The sequence below is a fragment of the Amycolatopsis sp. NPDC088138 genome (assembly GCF_044741685.1).
In the GTDB taxonomy this organism is placed as follows: domain Bacteria; phylum Actinomycetota; class Actinomycetes; order Mycobacteriales; family Pseudonocardiaceae; genus Amycolatopsis.
In genome coordinates this window covers 604,465-631,213 of record NZ_JBIUTB010000005.1, presented here as the reverse complement: position 1 = coordinate 631,213, position 26,749 = coordinate 604,465, and the positions used below count along the sequence as shown (strand labels likewise).

At 70.4% G+C, this 26,749-nt stretch carries 26 protein-coding genes; 14 read left to right on the top strand and 12 right to left on the bottom strand.

The features are described from left to right. Positions 1-2 precede the first annotated feature (2 nt). Positions 3-1,589, top strand: a complete 1,587-nt coding sequence (locus tag ACIOD2_RS29445; RefSeq protein WP_400544893.1) for an alpha/beta hydrolase — start codon at positions 3-5, stop codon at positions 1,587-1,589. 143 nt (positions 1,590-1,732) lie between these two features. On the opposite strand, the gene ACIOD2_RS29440 is transcribed toward ACIOD2_RS29445, so the two are convergent. Next, on the bottom strand, positions 1,733-1,975 hold the full coding sequence (locus tag ACIOD2_RS29440) for a DUF2630 family protein (RefSeq protein ID WP_323335156.1): 243 nt from the start codon (positions 1,973-1,975) through the stop codon (positions 1,733-1,735). An 88-nt stretch (positions 1,976-2,063) separates the two neighbouring features. Here ACIOD2_RS29440 and trxA point away from each other — a divergent pair, with 88 nt between their 5' ends. Continuing rightward, positions 2,064-2,447 (top strand): thioredoxin, encoded by a 384-nt coding sequence (gene trxA / locus ACIOD2_RS29435; protein WP_400544890.1) that lies wholly within the window; start codon positions 2,064-2,066, stop codon positions 2,445-2,447. 51 nt (positions 2,448-2,498) lie between these two features. Here the strand turns inward: trxA and ACIOD2_RS29430 are convergent, their stop codons facing one another. Both ACIOD2_RS29430 and pruA read right to left on the bottom strand, forming a co-directional pair. After that, positions 2,499-3,428, bottom strand: coding sequence for a proline dehydrogenase family protein (locus ACIOD2_RS29430; RefSeq protein WP_400544887.1), 930 nt, complete (start codon positions 3,426-3,428; stop codon positions 2,499-2,501). 13 nt (positions 3,429-3,441) lie between these two features. After that, positions 3,442-5,070 (bottom strand): L-glutamate gamma-semialdehyde dehydrogenase, encoded by a 1,629-nt coding sequence (pruA, locus tag ACIOD2_RS29425; protein ID WP_400544884.1) that lies wholly within the window; start codon positions 5,068-5,070, stop codon positions 3,442-3,444. Positions 5,071-5,166: 96 nt separating this feature from the next. On the opposite strand from pruA, the gene ACIOD2_RS29420 reads away from it, so the two are divergent. Continuing rightward, a complete protein-coding gene (locus ACIOD2_RS29420; RefSeq protein WP_400544881.1) occupies positions 5,167-6,738 on the top strand; it encodes a PucR family transcriptional regulator in 1,572 nt (523 codons plus the stop codon). A gap of 18 nt (positions 6,739-6,756) precedes the next feature. Further along, positions 6,757-7,395: a maleylpyruvate isomerase N-terminal domain-containing protein gene (locus tag ACIOD2_RS29415; RefSeq protein ID WP_400544878.1), complete on the top strand. Its 639-nt coding sequence runs from the start codon at positions 6,757-6,759 to the stop codon at positions 7,393-7,395. 80 nt (positions 7,396-7,475) lie between these two features. On the opposite strand, the gene ACIOD2_RS29410 is transcribed toward ACIOD2_RS29415, so the two are convergent. The 3 genes from ACIOD2_RS29410 to ligD form a co-directional block, all read right to left on the bottom strand. Beyond that, positions 7,476-8,456, bottom strand: a complete 981-nt coding sequence (locus ACIOD2_RS29410) for an LLM class flavin-dependent oxidoreductase (protein ID WP_400544875.1) — start codon at positions 8,454-8,456, stop codon at positions 7,476-7,478. Positions 8,457-8,504: 48 nt separating this feature from the next. Continuing rightward, entirely contained in the window at positions 8,505-8,897 is a 393-nt protein-coding gene (locus ACIOD2_RS29405) for a DUF6221 family protein (RefSeq protein ID WP_323335143.1), read from the bottom strand. 257 nt (positions 8,898-9,154) lie between these two features. After that, the gene (gene ligD / locus ACIOD2_RS29400) at positions 9,155-10,180 is read right to left on the bottom strand and encodes a non-homologous end-joining DNA ligase (RefSeq protein WP_400544872.1); all 1,026 of its coding nucleotides are present in this window, start codon (positions 10,178-10,180) and stop codon (positions 9,155-9,157) included. 1,014 nt (positions 10,181-11,194) lie between these two features. On the opposite strand from ligD, the gene ACIOD2_RS29395 reads away from it, so the two are divergent. From ACIOD2_RS29395 to ACIOD2_RS29360, 8 genes are all read left to right on the top strand, one after another. Continuing rightward, entirely contained in the window at positions 11,195-11,869 is a 675-nt protein-coding gene (locus ACIOD2_RS29395) for a TVP38/TMEM64 family protein (protein WP_400544869.1), read from the top strand. A gap of 118 nt (positions 11,870-11,987) precedes the next feature. After that, entirely contained in the window at positions 11,988-13,649 is a 1,662-nt protein-coding gene (locus ACIOD2_RS29390; protein WP_400546166.1) for a protein kinase, read from the top strand. A gap of 56 nt (positions 13,650-13,705) precedes the next feature. Next, positions 13,706-14,011, top strand: coding sequence for a hypothetical protein (locus ACIOD2_RS29385; protein ID WP_328458657.1), 306 nt, complete (start codon positions 13,706-13,708; stop codon positions 14,009-14,011). A 19-nt stretch (positions 14,012-14,030) separates the two neighbouring features. Further along, entirely contained in the window at positions 14,031-14,453 is a 423-nt protein-coding gene (gene msrB, locus ACIOD2_RS29380) for a peptide-methionine (R)-S-oxide reductase MsrB (RefSeq protein ID WP_400544866.1), read from the top strand. A gap of 88 nt (positions 14,454-14,541) precedes the next feature. After that, positions 14,542-15,453: a TIGR04222 domain-containing membrane protein gene (locus tag ACIOD2_RS29375; RefSeq protein ID WP_400544863.1), complete on the top strand. Its 912-nt coding sequence runs from the start codon at positions 14,542-14,544 to the stop codon at positions 15,451-15,453. A 66-nt stretch (positions 15,454-15,519) separates the two neighbouring features. Further along, positions 15,520-16,437, top strand: coding sequence for a TIGR04222 domain-containing membrane protein (locus ACIOD2_RS29370; RefSeq protein WP_400544860.1), 918 nt, complete (start codon positions 15,520-15,522; stop codon positions 16,435-16,437). Continuing rightward, entirely contained in the window at positions 16,430-17,230 is an 801-nt protein-coding gene (locus ACIOD2_RS29365) for a DUF692 domain-containing protein (RefSeq protein WP_400544857.1), read from the top strand. The genes ACIOD2_RS29370 and ACIOD2_RS29365 overlap by 8 nt, the downstream gene beginning before the upstream one ends. Beyond that, positions 17,227-17,565, top strand: coding sequence for a hypothetical protein (locus ACIOD2_RS29360; RefSeq protein ID WP_400544854.1), 339 nt, complete (start codon positions 17,227-17,229; stop codon positions 17,563-17,565). The genes ACIOD2_RS29365 and ACIOD2_RS29360 overlap by 4 nt, the downstream gene beginning before the upstream one ends. A gap of 46 nt (positions 17,566-17,611) precedes the next feature. On the opposite strand, the gene ACIOD2_RS29355 is transcribed toward ACIOD2_RS29360, so the two are convergent. The 6 genes from ACIOD2_RS29355 to hemE form a co-directional block, all read right to left on the bottom strand. Then, positions 17,612-18,520, bottom strand: coding sequence for a hypothetical protein (locus ACIOD2_RS29355; protein ID WP_400544851.1), 909 nt, complete (start codon positions 18,518-18,520; stop codon positions 17,612-17,614). Positions 18,521-18,560: 40 nt separating this feature from the next. Next, complete coding sequence (locus ACIOD2_RS29350; RefSeq protein WP_400544848.1) at positions 18,561-19,640, bottom strand: DUF262 domain-containing protein; 1,080 nt, start codon at positions 19,638-19,640, stop codon at positions 18,561-18,563. 399 nt (positions 19,641-20,039) lie between these two features. Continuing rightward, positions 20,040-21,368 carry a CoA transferase gene (locus tag ACIOD2_RS29345; protein ID WP_400546163.1) on the bottom strand — a complete coding sequence of 443 codons (1,329 nt, stop codon included), beginning with the start codon at positions 21,366-21,368 and terminating at the stop codon, positions 20,040-20,042. A gap of 8 nt (positions 21,369-21,376) precedes the next feature. Continuing rightward, positions 21,377-22,069, bottom strand: a complete 693-nt coding sequence (gene hemQ / locus ACIOD2_RS29340; RefSeq protein ID WP_328458669.1) for a hydrogen peroxide-dependent heme synthase — start codon at positions 22,067-22,069, stop codon at positions 21,377-21,379. 57 nt (positions 22,070-22,126) lie between these two features. Continuing rightward, positions 22,127-23,530 (bottom strand): protoporphyrinogen oxidase, encoded by a 1,404-nt coding sequence (gene hemG / locus ACIOD2_RS29335; protein WP_400544844.1) that lies wholly within the window; start codon positions 23,528-23,530, stop codon positions 22,127-22,129. Next, on the bottom strand, positions 23,527-24,597 hold the full coding sequence (gene hemE / locus ACIOD2_RS29330) for a uroporphyrinogen decarboxylase (RefSeq protein WP_400544841.1): 1,071 nt from the start codon (positions 24,595-24,597) through the stop codon (positions 23,527-23,529). The genes hemG and hemE overlap by 4 nt, the downstream gene beginning before the upstream one ends. Positions 24,598-24,685: 88 nt before the next feature. Here hemE and ACIOD2_RS29325 point away from each other — a divergent pair, with 88 nt between their 5' ends. Beyond that, entirely contained in the window at positions 24,686-25,249 is a 564-nt protein-coding gene (locus ACIOD2_RS29325; protein WP_400544838.1) for a DUF3000 domain-containing protein, read from the top strand. Positions 25,250-26,001: 752 nt separating this feature from the next. Continuing rightward, the gene (locus ACIOD2_RS29320) at positions 26,002-26,718 is read left to right on the top strand and encodes a response regulator transcription factor (protein WP_033261886.1); all 717 of its coding nucleotides are present in this window, start codon (positions 26,002-26,004) and stop codon (positions 26,716-26,718) included. Positions 26,719-26,749: the final 31 nt, after the last annotated feature.

The window sequence follows — 26,749 nt, the reverse complement described above, 5'->3', positions numbered from 1 at the left end:
CGATGAACACCGCCTTGATCTACGTGAGGACTTCGCCCGTGCGCCGCCGCCGTTCCCGTCTCCTGGTCGCGCTGCTCGCCCTGGCCTCGGCCGCGGGCTGCGCCGCGGGGCCGTCGGTGCGCCCGGCGCTGGTCGAGAACGACGGCCCGGCGAAGTCGGCGGCACCCAGCGCCACGCCGTCGGTGCCGCTGCCGCCGCTGGGCGAGCCGCAGTCGTCGTCGCTGAAGTGGTCCGACTGCGACGACGACACCCGCCAGCGGATCGGCACCCCGCCCGTCCCGGACACCCTGCACTTCACCTGCGCCCGCGTGCCGACCCCGGTCGACGCGCCGGACGAGCCGCGGCGCTCGGTCATGCGGCTGCTGGCGCTCAAGGTCGGCGACGGGCCGGTGCCGCTGGTCGTGGTCAACGACGTCTCGGGCGAGCCGGGCACGATCCAGGCCGCCCGCCTCGCCGCCACGCTGCCACCGGCGTTCCTGCAGAAGTTCTCGCTGATCGGCCTGGACCGGCGCGGCACCGGGATGTCGGGGGCCGTGCAGTGCGTGCCGGCCGAGATCCGGCACGACCTGATCGACGCCGACCCGGCCCAGGGCGGCCTCGCGGACGTCCTGGACGCCGCGCGCAAGGCCGGCCAGCAGTGCGCCATCGAGCTGGACGACACCCAGACCGCGCTGGACAGCTGGCGCGCGGCGGGCGACCTCGACCAGCTGCGCCAGCAGCTGGGCATGGAACGGCTGAACGCGCTCGGCCGCGGCGACGGCTCGAAGGTGCTGGCGGACTACGCCGTGCGCTTCCCCGGCCAGGTCGGGCGGATGGTGCTCGACGGCGTCCCCGACCCCGGCCCCGACTCGGCCGCGGTGCTCGACGCCGTCGCCGCCGGCGCCCAGTCCACTTTGGACGCCTTCGCGGCCGACTGCGCGGCCCGGGCGTGCTCGCTCGGCGACCCGAAGGCCGCGCTGGCCGCTTTGACCGGTCAGCTGCGGCAGAACATCGCGCCGCTGACCGACGACGGCGTCGCGTTCGGCCCGGGCATCGCGATGTTCGCCGTCTACACCGGACTGGCGCAGCGCTCGCGCTGGGCCGAGCTGGCCGACGCGATCGTGGCGGCGAAGGGCGGGAACATCGCGCCGCTCGCCCTGTTCGCCGCGCCGGCGCTGCACGACTCGCGGGCCCAGCCGTCCCGGCTGGACAGCACCATCGCGACGCACTGCAACGACAGCCAGACCCGGCTCTCGGCCGACCAGCTGGACCAGGTCGTCGCCGGCATGCGGGCCAAGTACCCGGAGTTCGGCGCGGTCGTGGCCCAGCAGCTGGCCTGGTGCGGCCCGTGGCCGGTGCGGACCGAGCCGCTGCCCCCGGCGGGCGCCACGGGCGCGCCGCCGATCCTCGTCACGGCCACCGCCGCCGACCCGGTCACCCCGCAGGTCGGCACCACCCGCGCGGCCGACCAGATGCCGTCCGCGGTGACGCTGACCTGGCAGGGCGCGGGCCACGGCGCGCTCGGCACGTCCCCCTGCGTCACGGACGCGGCCCAAGGCTTCCTCATCGACGGCAAGATCCCCGCCGACGGCACCCTCTGCCCCGCCTGACCCGTGATCAGCGGGTCGGCACGCGTGATTGAGGAGTCATCACTCGTGATTGAAGGGTCGACACGGCGTCGAGCATCGTGTCGACCCTTCAATCACGCGTGTCGACCCTCTGATCACACGTGTCGACCGCTCCATCACGCCGGTTACTGGCGGTAGGACTCGACTTCGGAGACCGGGCGGGCCTGGGCGTCCTCCGGGTTCTCGTGGAACTCGGTTTTCGCGCGGCGCTGGCGGAGCAGGTCCCAGCACTGGTCCAGGGACTGCTCGACCGTCGTGAGGCGGTCCTTGTCGGTGCCGTTCAGGCCCACGCCCACCGAGCGCGACCGGAGCTCGTGCTCCTCCGCGATCAGTTCGTCGATCCGGCCCAGGATCTCGCTGTCGGCCATCGTGTCCTCCTCGTGCGCTGGTTCGCTCGGTAGCAGACGCTACCGCGCGCCCGGGAATTCCCGCCGCGCCCACTTCGTTGACCAGGTCATGAGCACCGTTGAGCTGACCGCCGAGAACTTCGACCAGACCCTCAATGACAACGAGTTCGTCCTCATCGACTTCTGGGCGAGCTGGTGCGGGCCGTGCCGTCAGTTCGCGCCGGTGTACGAGAAGGCGTCGGAGAAGCACGAGGACATCGTGTTCGCGAGCGTCGACACGGAGGCGCAGCAGCAGCTCGCGGCCGCCTTCGACGTCCGTTCGATCCCGACGCTGGCGATCATCCGCGACAAGACCCTGATCTACGCCCAGCCCGGCGCGCTCCCCGAGCCCGCGCTGGAAGAGCTGATCAAGCAGGCGCGCGACATCGACATGGCCGAGGTCAAGCGCAAGGCCGAAGAGGCCGAGGCCGCCGGGGCCACCGAGCAAGCCTGACCACCACCACACACTGAAGCCGCCCTCGCGCAGAGGGCGGCTTCAGTGTTTTCAGGACCGGGTGGCCAGGCCGCGCAGGAAGAACCCGAGGTTCGCCGGGCGCTCGGCCAGCCGCCGCATGAAGTAGCCGTACCACTCGTCGCCGTAGGGCACGTAGACGCGCATGCGCGAGCCCGAAGCCGCGATCCGCGCCTGCTCCTCCGGGCGGATGCCGTAGAGCATCTGGAACTCGTGGTCGTCCGACGACCGGGTGTTCTCGATCGCCAGCGCGGCGGCGATCTCGATCATCCGCGGGTCGTGCGAGGCGACCATCGGGTAGCCCTGCCCGGCCATCAGGACGCGCAGGCACCGGACGTACGACTTGTCGACGTCGCCCTTGTCCGGGAAGGCGGCCGACTCCGGCTCGGCGTAGGCGCCCTTGCACAGCCGGACCCGCGAGCCCGGGCCGGACAGCTCGCGGCAGTCCTGCTCGGTGCGCCGCAGGTACGCCTGCAGCACCGCGCCGACCCACGGGTACTCGCCGCGCAGCTCCCGCAGGATGCCGAGCGTCGAGTCCGTGGTGGTGTGGTCCTCCATGTCGAGCGTCACGGTCGCCCCGACCGCGTCCGCCGCGGCACAGATCTTCCGGGCGTTCTCGAGCGCGACGTCCTCGCCGTCCGACGGCAGGAACTGCCCGACGGCCGACAGCTTGACCGACACGTCGGCGCCCTCGGCCAGCCCTTCCGAGGCCAGGGCCGACAGCACGGCTTCGTAGGCCGCGACCGTCGCCGCCGCCTGCGCGGCGTCGGTGGTGTCCTCACCCAGGTGGTCGAGGGTGATCCGCCGGCCGTCCGCCGCCAGTTCCCTGGCGACGCGGACGGCGTCGGCGGTCTCGGACCCGGCCACGAAGCGGCGCACCACCGATCGCGTGGCGGGCACCGCTTCGACGAGCCGCCGGATGCCCTTCGAGCGGGCGGCGGCGAGCAACGGGGCACGCAGCATGACGGTCTCCCTCTCAGCCCTGGTGCGGGTAGCGCACGGAAGTCGGCGGGACGAACGTCTCCTTGATGGAGCGGGGGCTCGTCCAGCGCTGCAGGTTGAAGATCGAGCCGGCCTTGTCGTTGGTGCCCGAGGCCCGCGCGCCGCCGAAGGGCTGCTGGCCGACGACGGCACCGGTCGGCTTGTCGTTGACGTAGAAGTTGCCGGCGGCGAACCGCAGCGCCTCGGACGCCTTCGCGACGGCCGTGCGGTCGTTGGCGATGATCGCGCCGGTCAGCGCGTAGGACGCCGTCTCGTCCACCAGCTTGAGCACGGCGTCGAAGTCGCCGTCCTCGTAGACGTGCACCGACAGGATCGGGCCGAAGTACTCGGTCGAGAAGATCTCGTGCTTCGGGTTGTCCGAGACGAGGATCGTCGGCTGGACGAAGAAGCCGTCGGTGTCGTCGGCGGTGCCGCCGGTGAGGATCTCCACCGAAGCGTCACCCTTGACGCGGTCGAACAGCTCCGCGTGCTTGGTGAACGCGCGCCGGTCGATCACCGCGCCGCCGAAGTGCGAGAGGTTGGTTACGTCGCCGTAGGACAGCGCTTCGGTCTCGGCGACGAGACCGTCCTTCACCTGGTTCCAGACGCTGCGCGGGATGTAGGCCCGCGAGGCCGCCGAGCACTTCTGGCCCTGGTACTCGAAAGCGCCGCGGACGAGCGCGGTGCGCAGGACGTCGACGTCGGCGGACGGGTGCGCGAGCACGAAGTCCTTGCCGCCGGTCTCGCCGACCAGGCGCGGGTAGCCGCGGTAGCCCGCGATGTTGGCGCCGATCGTGCCCCACAGGTGCTGGAACGTCGCGGTCGAGCCGGTGAAGTGGACGCCGGCCAGGTCGCGGTGGGTCAGGGCGACCTCGGAGACGGCCTTGCCGTCACCCGGCAGCAGGTTGATGACACCCGGCGGCATGCCGGCCTCTTCGAGCAGCCGCATGGTCAGGTGCGCGGCGAACGACTGCGTCGGCGACGGCTTCCACAGCACGGTGTTGCCCATCAGCGCGGGCGCGGTCGGCAGGTTGCCGGCGATCGCGGTGAAGTTGAACGGCGTGATCGCGTAGACGAAGCCTTCCAGCGGCCGGTGCTCCAGCCGGTTCCACACACCCGGCGAGCTGATCGGCTGCTCGGTCAGCACGCGGCGGCCGAACTCGACGTTGAAGCGCCAGAAGTCGGCGAGCTCGCAGGCGGCGTCGATCTCGGCCTGGGTCGCGGTCTTGGACTGGCCGAGCATGGTGGCGGCGTTGAGCTTGGCGCGCCACGGGCCGGTCAGCAGGTCGGCCGCGCGCAGCAGGATCGCGGCGCGGTCGTCGTAGGACAGCCCGCGCCACTCCGGCGCGACCTTCGCGGCCGCGGCGATGGCGTCGGTCGTGTCCTGCTGGGTGGCGCTGTGGATGGTGCCCAGCACGTGACGGTGGTTGTGCGGCTGGACGACGTCGATCTTCTCGCCGCCGCCGAGGCGCTGCTCGCCCCCGACGGTGACCGTGAGGTCGACGGGTTCCGCCTGGCCCAGCCGCTTGAGCGCACCCTCGAGTTCCGCGCGCTCGGCGCTGCCCGGCGCGTACGTCAGCACCGTCTCGTTCTTCGGGGCGGGGGTCTGGGTCACGGCGTCCACGGCGGCTCCTCTGCAGCGCTGCTCTAAGTCCTGATGCCCCGAACGGTAACCCCGGACACGTGTTCTGGGTTTGTCCGAACCGCTAAAATCACCTCTATGAGCTTGTCCGAACGGCCAACGTCGCTGCGGCACGTGCTCGCCACCCTCGGCGAACCGCTGGTCGAGGTCGTCGTGGCCCCGCACGGCCTCGGCGTGCCGGTCTCGGACGTCGTCATCCTCGACCCCGAAGACCCCCTCGAAGCCGGGGAAGGCGACCTGGTCCTGGTGATCGGCGCGCGCGGGCGTGCCGCGGCGCCCGCGATCCGCGCGGCCGGGCGCGGCGGTGCGGCGGCCGTGGCGGTCAAGGGCAGCGGCGGTGCCGAGGTCGCCGCGGATGCCGGCGTCGCCCTGCTCACCGTCGGCGTCGAAGCCCGCTGGGAGCAAGTCGAGTCACTCGCCCGTGGGGTCGTCGAAGCCGCCCGCGCGGGCGGCGAGGCGGCGAGCGGCGAGGTGCTCGGCGACCTGTTCGCGCTGGCGCAGACGATTGCGACCCTCACCGGCGGGCTCGTCAGCATCGAGGACACGGCCAGCCGCGTGCTCGCCTACTCCCGCGCCGGCGACGAGGTGGACGAGCTGCGGCGGCTGTCGATCCTCGGCCGCGAAGGCCCGGAACGCTACCTCGCGCTGCTCCGCGAATGGGGCGTCTACCAGCGGCTTCGCGCCGGTGAAGGGATCGTGCGGATCGACGAGCGCCCCGAGCTGGGCATCCGGCGGCGCATCGCGGCGGGCATCCACGCCGGCGCCCAGCCGCTCGGCACGATCTGGGTCCAGGAGGGCGCCCAGCCGCTCACCGAGCAGGCCGAACTGGCGCTGCTCGGCGCGAGCCGCGCGCTCGCCCCGCAGCTGATCCGCGCCCGCACCCTGCCCAGCCCCGAACTGCGGCTGCGCGAGGACCTCCTCGCGAGCCTGCTGGAGGGCAAGCTGGACGCCGAATCGGTCGCCGACGACATCGGCGCCGACCCGTCACGGCCGGCGCAGGTGCTGGCGTTCGCGTTGAGCCGCGCGGAGAACCGCCAGCTGCGGCGGGCCGAGCTCGTCCACCTGATCGCCGTGCACACCGCCGCCTATCGGCGCAGCGCGCTGGTCAGCGTGATCGGCGGGCGCGTCTACGCACTGCTGCCGGACCTGCCCGAGCACTCCGACGCCGCGGTCCTGGCGCTGGCGAAGGAGATCGTCGGCGCGGCCCGGCGGCACCTCGAAGTGCCGGTGCGGGCCGCGCTCGGCGGGGTCGTGCCCCGGCTGTCCGACGCCGTCGCCTCCCGCGGGGACGCCGACCGCGTCCTGGCCACGATGGCGCGCGGGCACTGGGACTCCGACGTCGCGTCGCTGGCCGACGTGCGCGCCGAGGTGCTGCTGTCGGAGGTGCTGGCCTACCTCGGTGACCAGCCGCGGATCCGTGACCCGCGCCTGACGTCGCTGGTGGAGCACGACGCCGAGCACGGCGGCATCCTCGTGCCCGCGGTGCTGGCCTGGCTCGACGCGTTCGGTGACGTCCGCGTGGCCGCGTCGGCGCTGAACATCCACCCCAACACCGTGCGCTACCGCGTCCGGCGCGCCGCCGAAGTGTCCGAAGTGGACTTCGGCGACCCGGCCCAGCGCATCCTTACTCAGCTGCAGTTGCGGCTCTGAATCGCTACCTTGGCCGTCGTGGATCTCTTCTCGCGTTCGTGGACGGCGTTGCTCGCGGCGGTCGCCGCCCTGCCGGACGAGGACTTCGCGAAACCGTCGGGCTGCCGGGGCTGGCTGGTCCGGGACCTGGTGTGCCACCTGGTCATCGACGCGCAGGACGTGCTGATCACCCTCGTCACGCCGTCCGAGGCGGAGCCCACCGCCGACGCGATCACCTACTGGAAGGTCGCGCAGACCCCGCCGGCCGGTGACGACCCCCTGGACGCGCTGATCGTCCGGCTCGCCGCCGCGTACGAGGATCCGGCGCTGCTGAAGTTCCACCTCGACGACGTCGGCTCGGCGGCGGGCCGCGCCGCCGACCTCGCGGACCCGGGAGTCCGGGTCGGCACCCAGGACATGGTCCTCACCGCGGGCGACTACCTGTCCGCCTACGTCCTGGAGTGGACGCTGCACCACCTGGACCTGCCCGGCGAGGCTCGGCCTCCGGGCCTCGCCCAGGCGCGCGGGATGCTGGAGAAGATCGCCGGAGCGGCGTTCCCCGCGTCGTTCACCGACACCGGCGCCCTGCTGGTCGGCACCGGCCGCCGCGCGCCGACCGAAGCGGAGACAGCGGCGCTGGGTGACCTCGCGGCCCGGTTGCCGCTCGTGCTCGGGTAATAGTCCGACGCGTTGTATCGGCACCCGGATATTGATTCACCGACGTGATATCCGGCGAATTAGTCGGCAGATCACGAAATTCAGGCGGGAATGCGGAGATCCGCCAACTCGGCGAGGGCGGCGAACGAATCCAGGCGCGCGGACTGGTCGTAGGCCGCGGTCGTCGCGAGGACCTCGTCGGCGCCGGTGGTCTCGACCAGTGCGCCGAGCCGCTCCCCGACTTCGGCCGGCGTGCCGGAGATCTGGCCGCCCAGGGTCTCCTCGAGGCGCCGGCGCTCGCGCTCGGTCATCGGCAGCGCCAGGACCTCGGCGGGCGGGGACAGCGGCGGGAAGACACCGTGGGAGCGCGAATAGACCGTCGCCCAGGCCTCCGAGACGAGCAGCCGCCGGGCCTGCGCCGCCGACTCCGCGACGGCGATGGCCGTCGAGACCACGACGTACGGCTCCTCCGCCCACTCGGACGGCCGGAACCCGTCGCGGTAGCGCGTCACGGCCTCCTTGAGCGCCTGCTCGCCACGCACCGGTGCGATCACCAGCGGCAGCCCGAGCTCGGCGGCGAGGTCCGCGCCGGAGCCGGTGGCCAGCAGGAACGGCGGCACGCGCAGGCCTTCGGCCGGGTACGCGTGGACGCCGGGATAACCGTGGTCACCGGTGAAGAACCCGAGCAGCTCCCGCACCTGCGCGCCGAAGTCGTCGGCGGCTTCCTTGCCCTGGCCGAGCGCCTCGCGGACGCCGCCGGTGAAGCCGACCGAGCGGCCCAGCCCCATGTCGATCCGGCCCGGGTGCAGCGCTTCCAGCACGCCGAACTGCTCGGCGACGACCAGCGGCCGGTGGTTCGGCAGCATCACGCCGCCGGTGCCGACGCGGATGCGTGACGTCGCCCCGGCGACGGCCGCGGCCAGCACGGTCGGCGCGGACCCGGCGACGCCCGGCACGCCGTGGTGCTCGGAGACCCAGAACCGGTGGTAGCCCAGCGCTTCGACGGCGCCGGCGAACGCGACGGTGTCCCGCAGCGCCCGCGCCGGGGTGCTGCCGCGCCGCACGGGCGAACGGTCGAGCACGGAGACCTTCACCCCGGGTGCAACGCCCGGCGTGCGACGGGATTCCCGTCAGGGGCGCCAGCGCTCGCTGTAGTCCGAATGGTCGGCGTAGGGCAGCGCCAGCAGGCGCAGCGTGAGGCACCAGTTCGAGCCGGCCTCGTCGGCGGGCACGTGGCAGGTCTCACACCAGTATTCGCTGCCGTAGAGCGGAAACCCGGGGACCTTCTCGGACACGGTGGTGCGGTGGGCGAGCAGGATCCGCCGCGTCGCCTCGATTTCGTTGATCATCTGGTTGACCACGTCGAGCTCGAGGTCGATCAGCCCGCGGATCCGCTGCTCCACGGCGACCTTCGTCTCCCCGCGGTTCATCGACTCGCCGGCCTTGGCCTTGTTGACGGCCTGCATGATCAGCGCCTGCCGCGCACCCACGCGCGCGGCGAGGAATGCGATCAGGTCGTCCACGAAGGGCCTCCCACTCGTCGAACCCGCCCCCGGCATTGTCCCGGGGAGTCGTCGATTCGGGACCGCACGTTACGCCGTCGGCGACCATGATCGTGACGCCGAACTCGGCTGTGCAACATTTGTGACCCGAAAGGCGACAGCACGCGCTTGGATGATCACTCCGCGTTTTCCGCGGGCCGGGAAAGATAAAGGCTTTGACGACTTTTCCCGGTCACGGGTGATCCACGGCACCCCAGTGGTCTGGCCCACTGCCCGAGTCAGGCCTCCGGCTCCGGGCGCGCCTTGCTCGGCTGGACCCGCTTCGGCTCCCCCGGCATCTTCGGGTAGTCCGGCGGGTAGGGCATGTCGCCGAGGCCGTGGTCACGCTCGTCGCGGTCGTACCACTCCAGCGCCGTCTCCAGGCCGAACGCCTTGTCGTCCATGCGGGCGTGCAGGTCGCCGTGCTCGGCGAGGAAGTCCGGGACGGTCAGGACGTCGAAGTCGTCCGCGTCGACCTCGGACAGGAGGTCCCAGGTCAGGGGCGTGGAGACGGTCGCGCGCGGGGTGCCGCGGACCGACCAGCTGGAGGCGACCGTGCGGTCGCGGGCCGCCTGGTTGTAGTCGAGGAACACGCGGCCGCCGCGTTCCTCCTTCCACCAGGCGATCGTCGCCTTGTCCGGGATCCGGCGCTCGACCTCGCGGCCGAGCGCGATCACGGCGTGCCGCACCTGGACGAAGTCCCACTCCGGCCGGATCCGGGCCAGCACGTGCACGCCCCGCCCACCGGAGGTCTTCGGGAAACCGGTCAGCCCGGCGGCCTCCAGCACCTCGCGCACGACCTGAGCGACCTCGACGGCATCGGCGAACCCGGCCCGGTCCGGCGGGTCGACGTCGATCCGCAGCTCGTCCGGGTGATCGACGTCCGGGCGGCGCACCGGCCACGGGTGGAAGTCGAACGTGCCGAGGTTGGCCGCCCACGCGAAGACGCCGACCTCGGTCGGGCACACCTCGGCGGCCTTGCGCCCCGACGGGAAGGTGATCTCGGCGGTCTCCACCCACTCCGGCGCGCCCTTCGGCAGGCGCTTGGCGTAGAACCACTCCCCCTCGACGCCGTCGACGTAACGCTTGAGGGTGGTCGGCCGTTCGCCGATCGCGCGCAGCAGCGGCTCCCCGACGGCCAGGTAGTACTCGACGACCTGGCGCTTGGTGATGCCACGCTGCGGGAAGTACACCTTGTCCGGGCTGGAGACGCGGACGCTGCGCCCGCCCACCTCGTAGGTCACCGGGTCACCGTGCTTGGGCATGCGGCCACGCTAGCGGTGATCGCGCCGCCCGGCCCCCGCGAAAATGCCCCGGCGCGGCGAATCGCGGGGCCGGGGCCGCGGGTTCGGCGGGTGACGCGGCCATCCGCGACGGGCACACCGCGCCGCGGGCGAAACCACCCCGGCACCTTCTCCGGCGGATCGACGCCCGCGGCCAAGGCGCGGCGCGCACCACCAAGTCCCCGGCGGTCGCGCGAGGCGCCGGACCGAGGCATCCGGCGAACGACTACAGCCGGACCAAGCCGCGGCACACACCGCCGAGATTCCGGCAAGCACGCAAAGCGCCGGGCCGAGGCGGAACCATCCGGCGAACAGCGACAGCCGGGCCAAGCCACGGCGAACCGCGCGAGGCGGTTCTGGGGCGCAATAGCCGACTCGCGTCCGGCGAACAGCGACAGCCGGACCAAGCCGGGCGAGGACGGCCCGAGGAGCAGTCAGCCGCCTCGCCCCCTGCGCATGGCCACAGCCAGGCCGCGCCGATCCCGCGAAACACCGGGCCGAGGCAGAGGCATCCGGCGAATGACCACCACCAGGCCGAACCGCGCGGCAACCGCGCAAAGCTGCCCCCTGGGCAGTCAGCCGACCCGCCTCCGCGGAATGGCCACAGCCGGACCAAGCCACGTGACCCGCGCGGCGACCACTCGAAGTGGATCCGAGGCACAGCCGGCCCACTCGCCTCCGGCGAATGGCCACAGCCCGCCAAGCCGCCGCGCACGCCGGCAGGCTCCAGCAAGCGCGGGACCGAGACACAGCCATCCAGCGAACGGCAACAGCCGGGCTCAGTCGCGGCGACCGCGAGGCAGGCCCGAGGCGCTGCCAGCCGACCTACCTCCGGCGCATCGCCGCAGCCCGGCCCAACCTCAGCACGTCACCGCCAAGACCCGGGCAACCACGCGAGGCAACGGCCGAACCGCGCACCCGAGCCACCTCCGGCACCCGAACCGCACCCGGCACGCGCCGCGAACCCCCTCCGCCCCGGCCGGTACCGTTGACCGAGTGTCCGGCCGCACCAAACTGATCGTCGCGCTCGCCGTGCTCGCCCTGTTCGCGGCGGCCGCGGTGCTGGTGCCGATCCCCGGACCTGCCGATCTCCGCGCCTGGGCCGCGGCCACCGGACCCGCCACCCCGGTTGTGCTGCTCGTCGCCTACTCGCTGCTCACCGTGGTGCCGATCCCGCGCACCGTGTTCAACCTGGCGGCCGGGCTGCTGGTGGGCACCACGGCCGGGATCGCGATCGGGCTGGTCGCCACCACCATCGCGGCCGGGCTGTCGTTCGGGCTGGCCCGGCTGCTGGGGCGGGACCTCGTCACGCGGCACCTGCACCGCTCGTCGGTGCGGGCGGTCAACGACCGGCTCTCCGATGGGGGCGTTCTGGCCATCACGTCGCTGCGGCTCATACCCGTAGTACCTTTCGCGCCCTTCAGTTACCTCTGTGGGGTGTCATCCGTACGGCTGACCCCGTATCTGGCGGGTACGCTGCTGGGCAGCGTGCCCGGCACCGTCGCGGTGGTCGTGCTCGGGGACGCCTTGACCGGCGACACGCCGCCCGCGTTGCTCGCCTGTTATGGCGTCTTCGCGCTGGTCGGCGCGATCGGGCTGGTCAGGGTGTTCCGGAAGCGGGCGCCGGCGGCACCGGTACCCGAACCGGAGCCCGCCGGTCCGGCTGGCTGACGCGAACAGCACACGGCCGACCGCTACACTCGATCGGGTGCGCGAACCGGAAACGCGCTGAGCAGGGCCACCATCACCGGGAATTTCGTCAGGAGCAGTCGCCATCGACACCGGTCAGCTGATCGCGGGGCACTACCGCCTCGTCGAGCACATCGGAAGCGGTGCCATGGGAGTCGTGTGGCGCGCGACCGACGTGCGCCTCGAGCGCACCGTGGCGATCAAGCAGATCCTGCCCCAGCCGGGCGTCTCCGAGACCGAGCGCGACAACATGCGCCAGCGCGCGATGCGCGAGGCGAAGAACGCCGCCCGGTTCCAGCACCCGAACGCCATCGTGGTGTTCGACATCGCCGAGCACAACGGCGACCCGTGCCTGGTGATGGAGTACCTCAACGGGCCCAGTCTCTCCACGATCCTCTCCGAGGAGGGCACGCTGCCCCTCGGCCGGATCGCCCGGATCGGCGAGCAGGTGGCCTCCGCACTGGTCGCCGCGCACCGCGCCGGGATCGTCCACCGCGACGTCAAGCCGGGCAACATCCTCATCGACGAGACCGGCACCGCGAAGATCACCGACTTCGGCATCTCGCGCGCGGCCGGCGACATGACGCTGACGGCGACCGGCCTGATCGGCGGCACGCCCGCGTACCTGGCACCCGAGCTGGCGCGCGGCGCGGACCCGGTGCCCAGCTCCGACGTATTCGCCCTCGGCGCGACGCTCTACCAGGCCATCGAGGGCACCACGCCCTACGGCAACACGACCAACCAGCTCGCACTGCTCTACGCGGCGGCGAACGGCCAGATCAACCCGCCGGTGCAGGCGGGCGGGGCCACCGCGCTGCTGATGAGCCTGCTGCGCAGCGAACCGGGCGAGCGGCCGTCCATGGCCGAGGCCCGCGAGCGGCTGGCCGCGCTGGCCCGGACCGAGCCCGGCGGCATGTCGGCGTCACCGCCGTTGCTCTCGGGTGGCGGCGGCCGCAAGCCCGCCGCTCCCCCCGCGGACAGCGGCGACCGCCCGCCGTGGCAGCGGAGCGACCAGAAGGCGCCGTCGTCACCGCCGATCGGCACCCCGGCGCCGGCGGGCAAGGCACCGTCGAACCCGCCGCGCCCGACCGCCGCGTTCATGCCGATGCGGTCCCCGGCCGCGCCGCCGAACACCCCGCCCCGGCCGATGCCCGCGGCGTCGGCGCCGTCGGCCCGGGCACCCCAGTACTCCTCGGACACGGCCAAGCCGGACAACAAGCGCAAGTACGCGATCTTCGCCGGCGCGGGCGCCGCGGTGATCGTGGTCGTGGTGATCATCCTCGTGATGGTGAACTCCGGTGGCGGCGGCACGGGCGGCAACCAGGTCGGGCAGTCGCCGGGTGCCGCGAGCAGCGCCCCCGGCACCGCGCCGAAGAGCACCGGTGCCCCGAGCAGCAACTCGAACGTCTCCGCTGCGCTGGGCAAGACCCCCACCGAGGGCCCGGTCTCCAACTTCAGCACGGCCGGTCAGCTGATCATCGACTACTTCAGCGACCCGGCGAGCCACTGGGACCAGCTCACCCCGGCCGCCCAGTCGGTCTACGGCACTCAGCAGGACTACCAGCAGTACTGGTCCGACAACAAGAAGAACATCGGCGCCGTGGGCAAGGCGCACGCTGACTCCGGTGGCAACGAGTCCGACGGCTCGCTCGTCATGAACGTCAACGTCGCGGGCGGGCGCCCCGGCTACCGGCTGGTCAACGTCGGCGGCCGGACCCTGATCGACGCCGACACGAGGATCGGCGGCTCGGCCTCCCGGTAATGAGAGTTAACGCGTCACTGGTGGGCTGAGCGGGCCCGATGGCCTAACGTGGTGCTATGGCCGAGAGCGGAGCTTCGCCGCCGGGCGGGAACCCTCGCTTCCACGAGGACCTGGTCGGGCTGGACCCGTTTGACCCGGAGGCGCGCGCGTTCGCCGAGCACCTCGACCGGATCGAGCGATCCGGTCCCAACTACACCATCGAGGCCGCTCTCGACGGCGTCGCCGATTTCGCCGACTCCAGCAACCGCCTCGGCGGGCTGCGCTACTGGGTGTCGGCCCTGATCGTGGTGCTCATCGTCCTCGGCGTGATAGTCGCCGCATGGGACATCGTGGTGCACGCCCTCGCGTGGCTCGCGGCGTAACGTGGATCGGGTGAAAGGTATGAAACCCGTTGTCGGCGCCACCCCACGCGTAGTGAAGTCCGAGCAGGAATGGCGGGCGGAGCTGGGCCCGGAGGAGTACGCCGTGCTCCGCCAGGCCGGCACCGAACGGCCGTTCACCGGTGAGTACACCGACACCAAGACGACCGGCGTGTACGAGTGCCGCGCCTGCGGTGCCGAGCTGTTCCGCAGCGACACGAAGTTCGAGAGCCACTGCGGCTGGCCCTCGTTCTACGACCCGGCGGACTCCGACGCCGTCCTCCTCCGCGAAGACCGGGCGATGGGCATGAAGCGCATCGAGGTGCTCTGCGGCTCCTGCCACAGCCACCTCGGGCACGTCTTCGAAGGCGAGGGGTACGCGACCCCGACCGACCAGCGCTATTGCATCAACTCGATCTCACTCAAGCTGGTGCCCCAGGAGTGAGACCGCAGTCCTAAATCCTCCTTAAGCCGGCAACCCTCCGCCCTTCCTCGAACGTAGTCTCCGCACACGGACGAGGGAGGGCGGAGTCATGACCGACACGTGGGGCATTCCCGGACCGCTGTTCACGGGCCTCTACCTGGGCCTGCTTCTCATACCCCTGATCCACGCGGTGGTGCGCACCAGCGCCCTGCGGCGCGGCCACGCGGGTGGCTCGCCGCAGACCACCGAAGAGCTGGCGGTGCTGACCGGCGAACGGATTCGCCTCGGCGAGGTCGTCATCGCCCGGCTGCTGGAGCGCGGCCTGGTGCGGATGGACGGCAACGGCCGCCTGTACCGCGTCCGGGGCACCTCGTCCGACGTCCTCGACCGGGTCGCGCTCGAGCGGATCAGCAAGGCCGGCACGTCCGTCGACATGGTGCGCACCACGCTGGTGCAGCTGCCGGCGGTGGCGGCGCTGGAAGACGGGCTGGCCGGCCGCGGGCTGGTAGCCGACGTCCGGAAACTGCGCCTGACCTCGGTGACGACGGCGGTGGCGTACTGGGTGCTGTTCGTGCTCGGTCTCGTCCGGCTGATCGCCGGGTCGAGCGCCGGCCACCCGGTCGGCTTCCTGGTCGTGCTTCTGCTGCTGAACGTCGTCGCGGTGATCGTCGGCACGGTGCGGGCCGCGAAGGTCGTTCCCGAGGCGAAGGCCACCGCCGCGGGCCGGGCGGCCGCCGAGGAGGCGCGCCGGGCCGGGACGCTGACGTCCGGCGCGACCGGCGCCGTCGCGAGTGGCGGGCTCGCCGCCTACCCGGACAAGGAGATCCGCGCAGCCCTCAGCCGAGCCGTGCAGGCCGCCGCCAGGACCTACGCCCGCCCCTCGAGCCGCTCGGGCTGGGCGGGCGGCGCGGCCGTCGGTTTCTACGGCGGCAGCTCGTGCGGCGGAGGCGGCAGCTCCTGTGGGGGCGGCGGCAGCAGCAGCTCCTGCGGAGGCGGTGGCGGCGGGGGTTGCGGCGGTTGAAACGCCGACGCGACCTGCTGCGTCTCACAGCTACGGTAACCGCATCCAACTGAGGGGAGACGGGCGATGGACGACCCGTGGGGCATCTCCGGACCCGATTTCGTGGTCCTCTACATCGCTTTGCTCGGTGCGGCCCTGCTGATCCGGCTGATCGTGGCCGGCGTCGTGGGCAGCCGCGCGGCGCGCGCCGACAACGTCCAGCCGGGCCCGCCGCCGACCGTCTACGAACTCGCGTTCCTGGCGGGTGGCCCGGATCGGGCGGTGGACGCGGCGATCGCGGCCCTGGTGGAGCGCGGTCAGCTGCGCGTCAACAGCTACAAGCAGATCAGCCAGGCCGGGTCGCGGCCGGTCGAGCCGCTGGAGCGGGCCGTCGCCGACGTCGCGCAGCTGAAGACGACGGCGACGATCCGCGCGCAGGTCCGCGGCTCGGCGGCCATGCGGGCGCTGGAGGACGGTCTCGACCGCCGGGGCCTGCTGGTCTCCACGGCCGCGAAGCGCCAGGCCCGCACGTTCGGGCTGGTCCTGCAGCTGGCCGTGCTGGTGCTCGGGGTGGCGCGGCTGGTCAACGGCATCTCGCTGGGGCGTCCGGTCGGGATCCTCGTGCCGCTGGTGCTGATCGCGGCCGTCCTGACGATCGTGGCCGCGGTCCGGCGGACCAAGATCGGGGCCCGGCAGCCGTCGGCCGCGGGGCACCGGCTGCTCGGCCAGGCGCGCTCGGCGGCGTCCGGGCCGGTGCCGGCCGGCGCGCTGGCCGGGGGCTTCCTGCTCGGCGGCGCGGTGGCCGCGGTCGCGCTGGGCGGCTGGGCGATGTACCCGGACGAGGAGCTGGGCGCGGCCCTGACCCCGCCGGCCGGTTTCGGCGGCGGCGGGTCGTCGGGCGGCGGCTCGTCCTGCTCGAGTTCGTCGTGCAGCAGCGGTTCGTCGTGCAGCAGTGGCTCTTCGTGTGGCGGCGGCGGGTGCGGTGGAGGTGGCTGCGGTGGGTGAGCTCGGCATCGGGATCGGCTGGCGGCACGAGCTCGACCTGTCCATCGCGCGGATGCCGGGTGTCGACTGGGTCGAGGTCGTCGCCGAGAACCTGCACCACGACGACCTTCCCGAGACGCTGGTGGCGTTGCGGGAGCGGGGCCTGCCGGTGCTGCCGCACGCCGTTTCGCTTTCGCTCGGCGGGGCCGAGCCGCTCGACACCGGGCGCGTCCAGCACCTCGCGGAGGTCGCGCGGGCCCTGGACGCGCCGCTGGTCAGCGACCACGTCTGCTTCGTGCGCGCGGGCGGGCTCGACTCCGGGCACCTGATGCCGCTCCCCCGTACCCGGGAGGCGCTGGACGTCCTGGTCGCGAACGTGCGGCTGGCCCAGTCCATTGTGGACGTCCCGTTCGCGCTGGAGAACATCGCGGCGGTGCTTGAGTGGCCTTCCGCGGAGCTGACGGAAGAACAGTTCCTCACCGAGCTGACCGAGCGGACGGACTGCCGGCTGATCATCGACGTCGCGAACCTGTACGCCAACGCCCGCAACATCGGCACCGACCCGGAGGCGTTCCTCGACGGCATCCCGTGGGAGCGGCTGGCGTACGTGCACATGGCGGGCGGCATCGAGCGCGACGGCGTCTACCACGACACGCACGCCCACCCGGTGCTGCCGGAAGTGCTTTCGCTGCTTTCGGAACTCCGCCGCCGGACCGACCCACCGGGCGTGCTGCTGGAACGCGACGACGACTACCCGAGCGACGCGGAACTGGCCGCGGAGCTGGCGGCCCTCCGGGCGGCGGTGACGGTGTGAGCCGCGAGGAGCTGGCGGCGCGCCAGGCAAAGCTGCTGCACGCGCTGCTGGCGGACGGCCCGCCCCCGCCGGGCTTCGACAGGTCGCGGCTGCGGGTGGAGGCTCAGGTCCTGCGCCGGAAGCACGGCCGGGTGCTGGCTTACCAGCGGCCGGAGCTGGCGGAGGCCTTGGGTGAGCGGTACGGGCCGCTGTTCGCGGAGTTCGCAGCCGGTCGCCCGAAGTCGGCCACGGAGCATTCGCACGCTTACGCGGACGCGTTCGTCACCTGGCTGATCGAGGCGGGTCACCTGCCGAAACCCAAGCGGGGCTTGCTGTCCCGGCTTCGGCGCCGTTAGCCCACAAGCTCTGGTTGATTCCAGGCTAGTGCACAACCAGCACTCCTTAAACACCTGTCGTGTACCACATTACAACCTCATGTTCAATACCGTTCCATTTCCTAACCAGCAAGACATCTGTTGGATCAATGGAAGCAGACATGAAGTTGCTGACCGCGTCATCTAAGTTGACATGAGTAGCCGCCGGATTAACCTTTGCCGACACGGGTCCCTTATATTCGTCCCAGCCACCCTTTCCTTGCATTTCGTCAAGTCTGGTGATATTTACAGCATTCCTTCCTTTAGAGATCGGAAGTCGACGAGCTATCGCGCGAGCCGCATGCGATAAAAGGCAGTCGAGCGAGAACGCGAACGCTTTTAAGTTTGCTGGAGTGGCACGCAACAATAAGATGTCGGCGTCGTAGGCAGATTCATGAGCACTAAGATGCCTTCGTGATGCGATCTCGTCGAAAAGGTTCCTTGTCGGCAGATTTGCGAATCCTCCTGCTTCTGCAACTCCAACAAAGTCTGGCCAACTCGCCACAACACCGAAAGACGTTAGAATTTGCATCGTCTCTCCGGCACCAAGATTACTGCCGGGCCAAAGAAGGGCAGCATGCGGTAGACGCCACCCTGCGCCACCCTGCATACGACTCCAAGACTCTCCGAGTTCAATAACGGCTCGCTTAACCTCACCCGACGAGGGATCCCTTCGCATTAACGCTTGCAACACGTCAGTCCCTCGCTGAAGAGCGGCAGAATGAAGCCCTGCAGGATACTGAGAGAAAGGAATCGCCTGCGAAGTCAACCAATTCGATATCTCCGAGGTTCGCTCGCGGAAAAACCCTTCAAAGGCAGCAAAGCAGGTGACCGAAAGACCGTTACGCAGAAGCCGTGCGGCATGAGCCTCTACTAGCGACGACCCCGCCTTATCCAGAAGAAGCGACGACTGTGAAGCAGAATAAGCTCCATCCATCGTTTCCAGGAATCTAGTACGTGCATTACTCACAAGCCGTTCACCGGCCCAGCAGCACTCGAAGCGTATTTATCAATTCATCAATACGCGTTTGTATCCTCGCAGGCGTATTAGTTCCAGTCCGAACCGCCTTATCGAATTCATCATTCTTGAATAATTCACGAAGTGCGGCAATCGCCTCCCGGCTTCGAGACGCCAGACTAGCTATCTCATTGTCACTCAATTCATTCATTGCAATCATCTGCGCGTCATATAGGCCCGCGAGAGCTTGATCTCGCCAACCATCGCCATCAGGCCGATGGAAAGCATGATCACCCCATATCGATTTACACCCATTGATCGCACGCAGGAATCTTACCTCGAAACCGTCTAGCGTCCGAGGTTCAGCCTCGCGATACCGTGCCATAAAGAGATCCATACTCGGAGCGAGGTCCCCACTAAACCTCTGCCAAGTTTCCGACAATGTCAAAAACCTTAGAACAAATTCCACATCCTGCATCTTTCGAAATGCACTAGATTGCTCCGATTCGATTTTAAGTTGCCTTCTCAAGAAGGAATGGTCGGCAAGCTTGTAGATCGTGTCATTCAGGGGTCCACGATAGATAACATTACGAATCTCCTGCGAGTTAAGAACATCGCCAGCACTATTTAGCCGATGGAAAACGATATACTTGATATCATCATCCGTCTGACGCATCAGGGTGACAGAACGCAAAGGTCGCATATCTAAAGCACTCTTAAGCTCCTGCGGTAAGGTAGAGTACCGGTGACCTTCAAGTTCGGGCAGTTCAGCCGTTCTACCCAACGTGAGATCGCCCGCAAAGAACATGCGGATTGCCGTCAATCTCTGACGTCCATCGATTACCGAGAACTTGCCCCCACTCTCCTCCGATAGATAAATTGGAGGAATTGGAAGATTGATAAGAAAAGATTCAATCAGCGCCGATTGCTTAGCTGAGTTCCATCTGTCTCGACGCTGGAACTGGGGAGCGACATCGATCGTCCCGCTGCCGACCATATTTGCAAGCGTGGATAAAGCCAGTTCATTGTACTGGAGAACCAGCGCATCTTGCCTGCCATTCCACTGGCTGACCAACCGGTCGTTGTCAAATTCATTCACAGTGGCCATACTACGCTACACGTACAACTTCATTGTTGCACCCTGGCCACAAAGAAGGGACCAGACACGAGACCTAACGCGGACACTCTAACGCCTACCAGATTAATAGGCAACCGTGACAAAAGTTGACATGTCATCACGCTGTTCAAGTCGCTCACTTGAGATACCCGAGTCAGGACGATGTTTGCTCCGCTTACGACGACTGCCAACTAGCCACCCGATCGCACATATCCAGCATTTTCAAACTTTAACGCCAGCTAACTCAGTGGCCTGCTTATACAAATTCACAGCTTGAAGGCGGTCAGAATTCTATCAGACGCCATGCGACATGGCCGACACAAACGCCATGTAGGTGAACGATAGATCGCATTGAGTTCAGCGCGTTCACCATGCGTTAGGTCAGGGTGTCCAGGTCGGCTTGTCGACACCCGGCAACCGCGCCCCGAAGTCCCAATGCGGCTCCGCGCCCGGCAAGCCTCCTGCCATGCGGACCCTGGTCAAGCGGCCGTAGCCGCTGTCCGTCTCCTCCAGCAGGTCGCTGTAGTCCACCTCAGCAGAAGCAGGATCCTTGCGGCCCAACGAGTCCAACCAGTGGCCCGTGCCCGCCAGCGACAGCCGGACCCGCCAGGTGCCGCCGTCGGTGACCTGGCGGCGTACCGCCGTCATGATCGCCGCCGCGGCCAGCCAGCCCGTTCCGTGGTCCAGGGCCTGGACCGGGAGCGGTGACGGGTCAGAACCCCACGCGATGCCGTTTGACATCTGGACCAGGCTGTCGAACCCGCGACGCCGGGCCCACGGGCCTTCCCAGCCGTACGCACTCAGGTCCGCGATCACCAAGCCCGGCCGCAGCGAAGCCAGCTCAGCAGCACCGAAGCCGATCCGCTCCAGCGCGCCCGGGCGGAACGACTGGACGAGCACGTCGGCGCGGCTGATCAGCTTCTTGAGCCGCGCGCGGCCGCCTTCGGTGTCGAGCGCGACGAACGTGGATCGCTTGCCCTGTCCGGTGTCCCGCGCCAGGGTCTCGACGCGCGGCAGGTGCGCGGCCCCGACGTGCAAAACGTCGGCGCCGTGCGCGGCCAGGACTCGCCCCGCCACCGGGCCGGCCAGCACGTGCGTCAGCTCCAGCACCCGGACGCCGCCCAGCGGGCGGTCCGAATAGAACAACGTCCGCTTCGGGGCCTCGTCGATCGGCTCCAGATGAACGAGCGGCAGTGAGGCCACCGCTTCGCCCTGCGGGTGCGCTGCCCAGTCCTCCGGCGAACGCAGCTCCGCGGCCGCTCCCCCGGCGCTGACGACGGCGTGCTCGACCTCGCGCGCGATACGCCCGGCGACCGTCTTCGTCACGACGTCCCGGCTGCCCGGGACGCCTAGTCCCCAGCACACCGCGGCTTCGTGGCGCGGGTAGTTGCAGTGCAGGCGAACCCAGCCGTCGGTCGTGCGGTAGTTGCCCGACAGCGGCGCCCAGACCGATTCCGGCGAAGCGCCCTCGACCCGCGAGAAGGCCTCGCTCGCGAAGGCCGCCGCTGCGTGGCGGGTGTCCGCCGTGACGACGCCGGGGTCGATCTCGCGCAGCTTCAGCAGTTCGCCGGCGGCCAGGGTCGCCGCGGCGATGGTCGTGGTCGCGGCCGCCGCCACCCGGTACGGACCGGGCAGCACGTCTTCGGCGCCGGTCAGCTCGACCGGTCCCGGCGTCTCCCCGGTGAGGGTCTGCCAGACGCCGTCCAGGATCTCGCGCACTAGGGCAGCGCCGCGACGAGCTCGGCGGGCGGCACGCGGGTGCCGGTGTAGAACGGGATCTCCTCGCGCACGTGCAGCCGCGCCTCGGTGCCGCGCAGGTGGCGCATGAGGTCGACGATCCGGTGCAGCTCGTCGGCCTCGAAGGCGAGGATCCACTCGTAGTCGCCCAGCGCGAACGACGCGACGGTGTTGGCGCGCACGTCCGGGTAGTCGCGGGCTTCCTTGCCGTGGTCGGCGAGCATCTTGCGGCGCTCGTTCTCCGGCAGCAGGTACCACTCGTAGGAGCGGACGAACGGGTAGACGCAAATGAACTTGCGGGCCTCTTCCCCGGCGAGGAACGCCGGGATGTGGCTCTTGTTGAACTCGGCGGGCCGGTGCAGCGCGGTCTGGCTCCAGACCGGCGTCGACGCGCGCCCGAGCGGCGTCCGCCGGAACCCGGCGTAGGCGGCCTGGACCTGCTCGATCTCCTCGGCGTGCCACCAGATCATGTAGTCGGCGTCGGCCCGGAGAGCGGAGAGGTCGTACACCCCGCGGACGACGACGCCCTTGGCCTCGAGGCCGTCGAGGTATTCGGTGGTCTCGCGACCGGCGGTACCGCGGTCCTCACCCAGCCTGCCGGGTTCGATCCGGAAGACCGACCAGGTGGTGTACCGGATGGTGTCGTTGAGCTCGTTGAAGTTGACCCGCGCCATACGTCCATCCTGTCACCGCGCCCAGCCGCCCGCCTCCACGGGTCGGGGTGAGAGCACTCACGCGGAAAGGTGCGCGGCCACCCGAAGAGCGGCCGCTTCGGCCGTCGCCACACACGCCGGCAGGCCGACGCCGTGCAGGGTCGCGCCCGCGACGGCCAGCCCCGGCACCTCGGCGATCGCCTTCTCGATGCGCTCCACCCGCTCCAGGTGCCCGGTGCCGTACTGCGGCAGCCCGCCGCCCCAGCGCGTCACCAGCGTTTCGACCGGTTCCGCCGTGATGCCCGTGAGCCGCGCGAGGTCGTCGCGGACCAGGCGGACCAGCTCGACGTCGTCCGCCTTCAGCGCGCCCAGCTCGCCGAACCGGCCGACCGAGCCGCGGACCAGCACCGGGCCGGCGCCGAAGTGCGCCCACTTGCGCGAAGAGAAGGTGAACGCCTTCGACGCGTACGGCACGCCCGAAGCGTCACGCTCGCCCTGGCCGATCAGGATCCCCGACGCCGCCGGCAGCTCCGTGCCCTGCGGCAGCGCCAGCGCGACCACCGCCATCGACGCCAGCTCGACCTCGCCGAACGCCGCCGACGCCGCGGGCACCAGGTCCGCGAGCAGGCGGCGGGCCGAGGGCGCGGGCACCGCGAGGACCACGGCGTCGGCGTCGACCGTGTTCTCCGCGGGCGCGTGCGCGGTCGGCGCCGCGCCGATCCGCAGCCGCCAGCGGCCGGTGCCCTCGCGTTCGATGTCGCAGACCGGCAGCCCGGCCCGCAGGTCGGCGCCGGACAGCTCGGTCAGCCGGTCGATCACCGTGCCCAGCCCGCCGGGGACGGTGCCGAACACCGGTGCCGTGCTCGGTGAGGCGGGCAGCTGGGACGCGGCCGCCGCGGTCAGCGAGCCCGCGCCGGCGGCCACCGCCGCGGCCAGGCCCGGCATGGTCGCGCGCAGGCCGAGACCGTCGGCCCCGCCCGCGTAGACGCCGCCGAGCAGCGGGTCGACCAGGCGATCCACCAGTTCGTCGCCGAACCGCTCGCGCAGCAGCGGGCCCAGCGGCACGTCGCCGCCCGGCAACCGCAGCTCCGGCAGTGACGCCTCGGCCTCGACCGCGCGGCGTCCCGCCTCCGACAGCACTCCGGCGACCGACTCCGCCGAGGCCGGGACACCCATCACGGTGCCCGGCGGCAGCCCGGTGACGGTGCCGCCGGCGTGGATCTTCGCGCGGGCGCCGGTCGGGTGGACGACGTCGAGGCCCAGCTCGCGGACCAGCCCGAGCATCTCGGGACGGCGGACGAGGAACGCCTCGGCGCCGACGTCGTAGGGCACCCCGGCCAGCTCGGCGGTGCGCAGCTTGCCGCCCGGCGTCCGGGTCTTCTCGAAGACGACGATCTCGACGTCGTTCCCCAGCAGCCGCCGCAGCCGGTACGCGGCGGTCAGCCCGGAAACGCCGGCCCCGACGACCGCGACCCGCTTCACAGCTCGTGCACCAGCCCGACCACCCGGGTCAGCACCTCGGGGTCGACGCTCGGCAGCACGCCGTGGCCCAGGTTGAAGATGTGGCCGTCGGCGGCTCGCCCTTCTTCGACGATGCGGCGCACTTCGGCCTCGAGCACCGGCCAGGACGCGTACAGCAGCGCCGGGTCCAGGTTGCCCTGCACCACGGCCTTGCCCCCGAGGCGGCGGACGGCCTCGTCCAGCGGGACCCGCCAGTCGACGCCGACGACGTCCGCGCCCGCGTCGCGCATCGCGGCGAGCAGCTCGCCGGTGCCGACGCCGAAGTGGATGCGCGGGACGCCGTAGGAGGCGACGCCGTCGAGGACCTTCGCCGAGTGCGGCAGCACGAACTCGCGGTAGTCCCGCTCGGACAGCGCGCCGGCCCAGGAGTCGAACAGCTGGATCGCGTCGACGCCGGCGTCGAGCTGCGCGCGCAGGAAGACGAGCGCGATGTCGGCCAGCCGCCCGGCCAGCTCGTGCCAGACCGCGGGCTCGGAGTGCATGAGCGCCTTGGTGTGCTCGTGGTTGCGGCTCGGCCCGCCTTCGATGAGGTAGCTGGCCAGCGTGAACGGCGCGCCGGCGAAGCCGATCAGCGGTGTCCCGCCGAGCCGCTCGACCAGCAGCCGGATGCCGTCGGCGACTCGCTCGACCTGGTCCGGCGTCAGTTCCGGCAGGGCCTTCACGGCGGCGAGGTCGCGCACCGGCGTCCCGACCACCGGGCCGGTGCCCGGGACGATGTCGAGGTCGACCCCGGCGGCCTTGAGCGGCACCACGATGTCGCTGTACAGGACGGCGGCGTCGACCTCGTGCCGCCGGACCGGCTGCAGCGTGATCTCGGCGAGCATCTCGGGGTCGAAACAGGAGTCGAGCATCGGCACGCCTTCGCGCAGCGCGCGGTACTCGGGCAGCGATCGCCCGGCCTGGCGCATGAACCAGACGGGCGTGCGCGCCGGGCGTTCGCCGCGCGCGGCGGCCAGGAACGGGGCTTCGGGCAGCTCGCGGCGGGCGGACGCGGGGGTCCGCTGCGGCAGAGGCGTGGTGGGAGACATCGTCTTCAATCGTGCCACGACCCCGGTGGGGGCCTTCTCTCGGCGCGCCTCCGCCCGCAACAGGGCGTGCCCGCCCTAAAGTCGATGCGTGACCGCGACGACTCCAGTGCCCGAACTCTTCCGCGAAGCCGTCGCGGCGCTGCAGTCGGTCCGGCCCCGCCGAGAGGTGCTGCTGGAGCCGATGCGGGCGCCGCAGCGGCTCGCGCCGTGGTCCTACGCGGTGAGCTGTGAGGTCTCCGGTCCCGCCGACGTGCTGGCTTCGGGCCGGCTGGTCCTGCTGCACGACCCGGACGGCCAGGAAGGCTGGGACGGTGTCCTGCGCCTGGTCATGTACGTGCGCGCGGAGCTGGACCGCGAGCTGGCGATCGACCCGTTCCTGCCCGAGGTCGGCTGGTCGTGGCTGACCGACGCGCTCGAAGTCTCCGGCGCGAGCTGGACGGCGCTGGGCGGCACGGTCACCGAGACGTCGTCGGCCCGCTTCGGCGACATCTCCGGGTCGGCCCGCACCGACGACCTCGAGGTCCGGGCGTCCTGGACGCCCGCCGACGGCGCGCTGCTGCCGCACGGGCAGGCGTTCTGCCAGGTGATGGCGAGCGTCGTCGGCCTGCCGCCGGTCGGCGTGACGCTCTTCGGGCAGCGCCAGAACTCCTGAGGCCGTCCGGGCGAACATCGCCGGCGGAACGGTGACGGCGGATCTCCCGCGGCCGTCAGGCCCACACCACCTTGTACGGATGTGAGCAAAATTCGCATCCCGTGAACGACGTCCAAGCACCTCCGGAACCACCGGACGGCGGCTCAGCGGGCTTCTGCGCGCCGTGAATGGTCCGGACAACACCGGACCCCGGCGGACCACCGGGGCCGTTCCCGAGGCCATTTCACGTCTTGCGCGGGTGCCCCCGTTCGTGAGACGACGCCGTCACGGAGTGCAACAAGATCAACTACCGCCGCTGCGGCCGTCCGGGCCCGCGAACCCGTCCCACGAGATACGGACAGTCACCACCGGCGGTCCTGAGAACCTCTCTGAAGCCGTTTCACGAAGTTGATCATGCCCCGGCCGGGACCACATTTCGGAGCAGTCGGACCCGCGTGGAGCCCCCGGTCGGCGGACGCACCGGAAGGTGCACGGCCCATCTGCACGGCCATTTGGGCGCCGGTAACTTCTTTGCATCGTGTTCGCTGGGCTATCCGTTAGCAACCGGCCGTGTACTAGCCCGATCGTGTTACGACGAACCCACTGAGTGACTGTTCGTTTGAGATAGATACCCATTCGATCCCCCCAGAACGGCCTCAGGGCGGCTACAGTGCCTTCGACGACACCACTTTCGGTCTAAAGCTGGCGCGGCTGAACGGCCGAAGGTCCCGGTGCCGGTCGGGGGGCACGACCGACTCCAGGGAGGTAGTGACGTGGCTACCGTCGGCATTTCTCAGGCCGTCCGATCCACGCCAGCCGGTGCATTGCCGGCGAGCATGGTTCCGCACCCGCGGGAAGAGCTTTTTTCCGTGTTGGTGGTCGATGACCACCCGCTGTTGAGGGAGGCAATCGCAGCAAGACTCGCACAGATGGGTGCGGGTACCGTTCACGAAGCCGCCACGGTGGCCGAAGCGAGGGCGCGAGCACAGGCCACTGGGCCTTGTGACCTGGCGATCCTCGATCTCGGACTGCCGGACGGCAGCGGCATCGAGCTGGTTACGGAACTCCGTAGCCACGGGTGGCCGCGCGTGGTGGTCCTCGCATCCTCGGACGACCCGTACGCGGTCCGCTCGGCCTTCCAGGCCGGGGCCCAGGCGTACCTGCTGAAGTCCGCGTCGCCGGTCGTAGTGACCGATGGCGTGCGGCGTGTGCTCGAGGGCGGCGTTTACGCCGACCCGAGTGTGGCTCCGGTGCTCGCCACCGGGACCCGCGTCGCCGGCACCGACAACACCCCGCGCGAGCTCTCCGCTCGTGAGGTGGAGGTGCTCCAGCTGGTCGCCGACGGACAGTCCAACAAGGAGATCGGCGAGGAACTTTCCCTCTCCGCGCTCACCGTCAAGTCCCACCTCTCCCGGATCGGGCGCAAGCTCGGCACGGGTGACCGGGCTCAGATGGTTGCGCTGGCCATGCGTGCCGGCGTGATCCGCTGACGTAGACAACCTCCCTGCGGGGCGGGCGGAC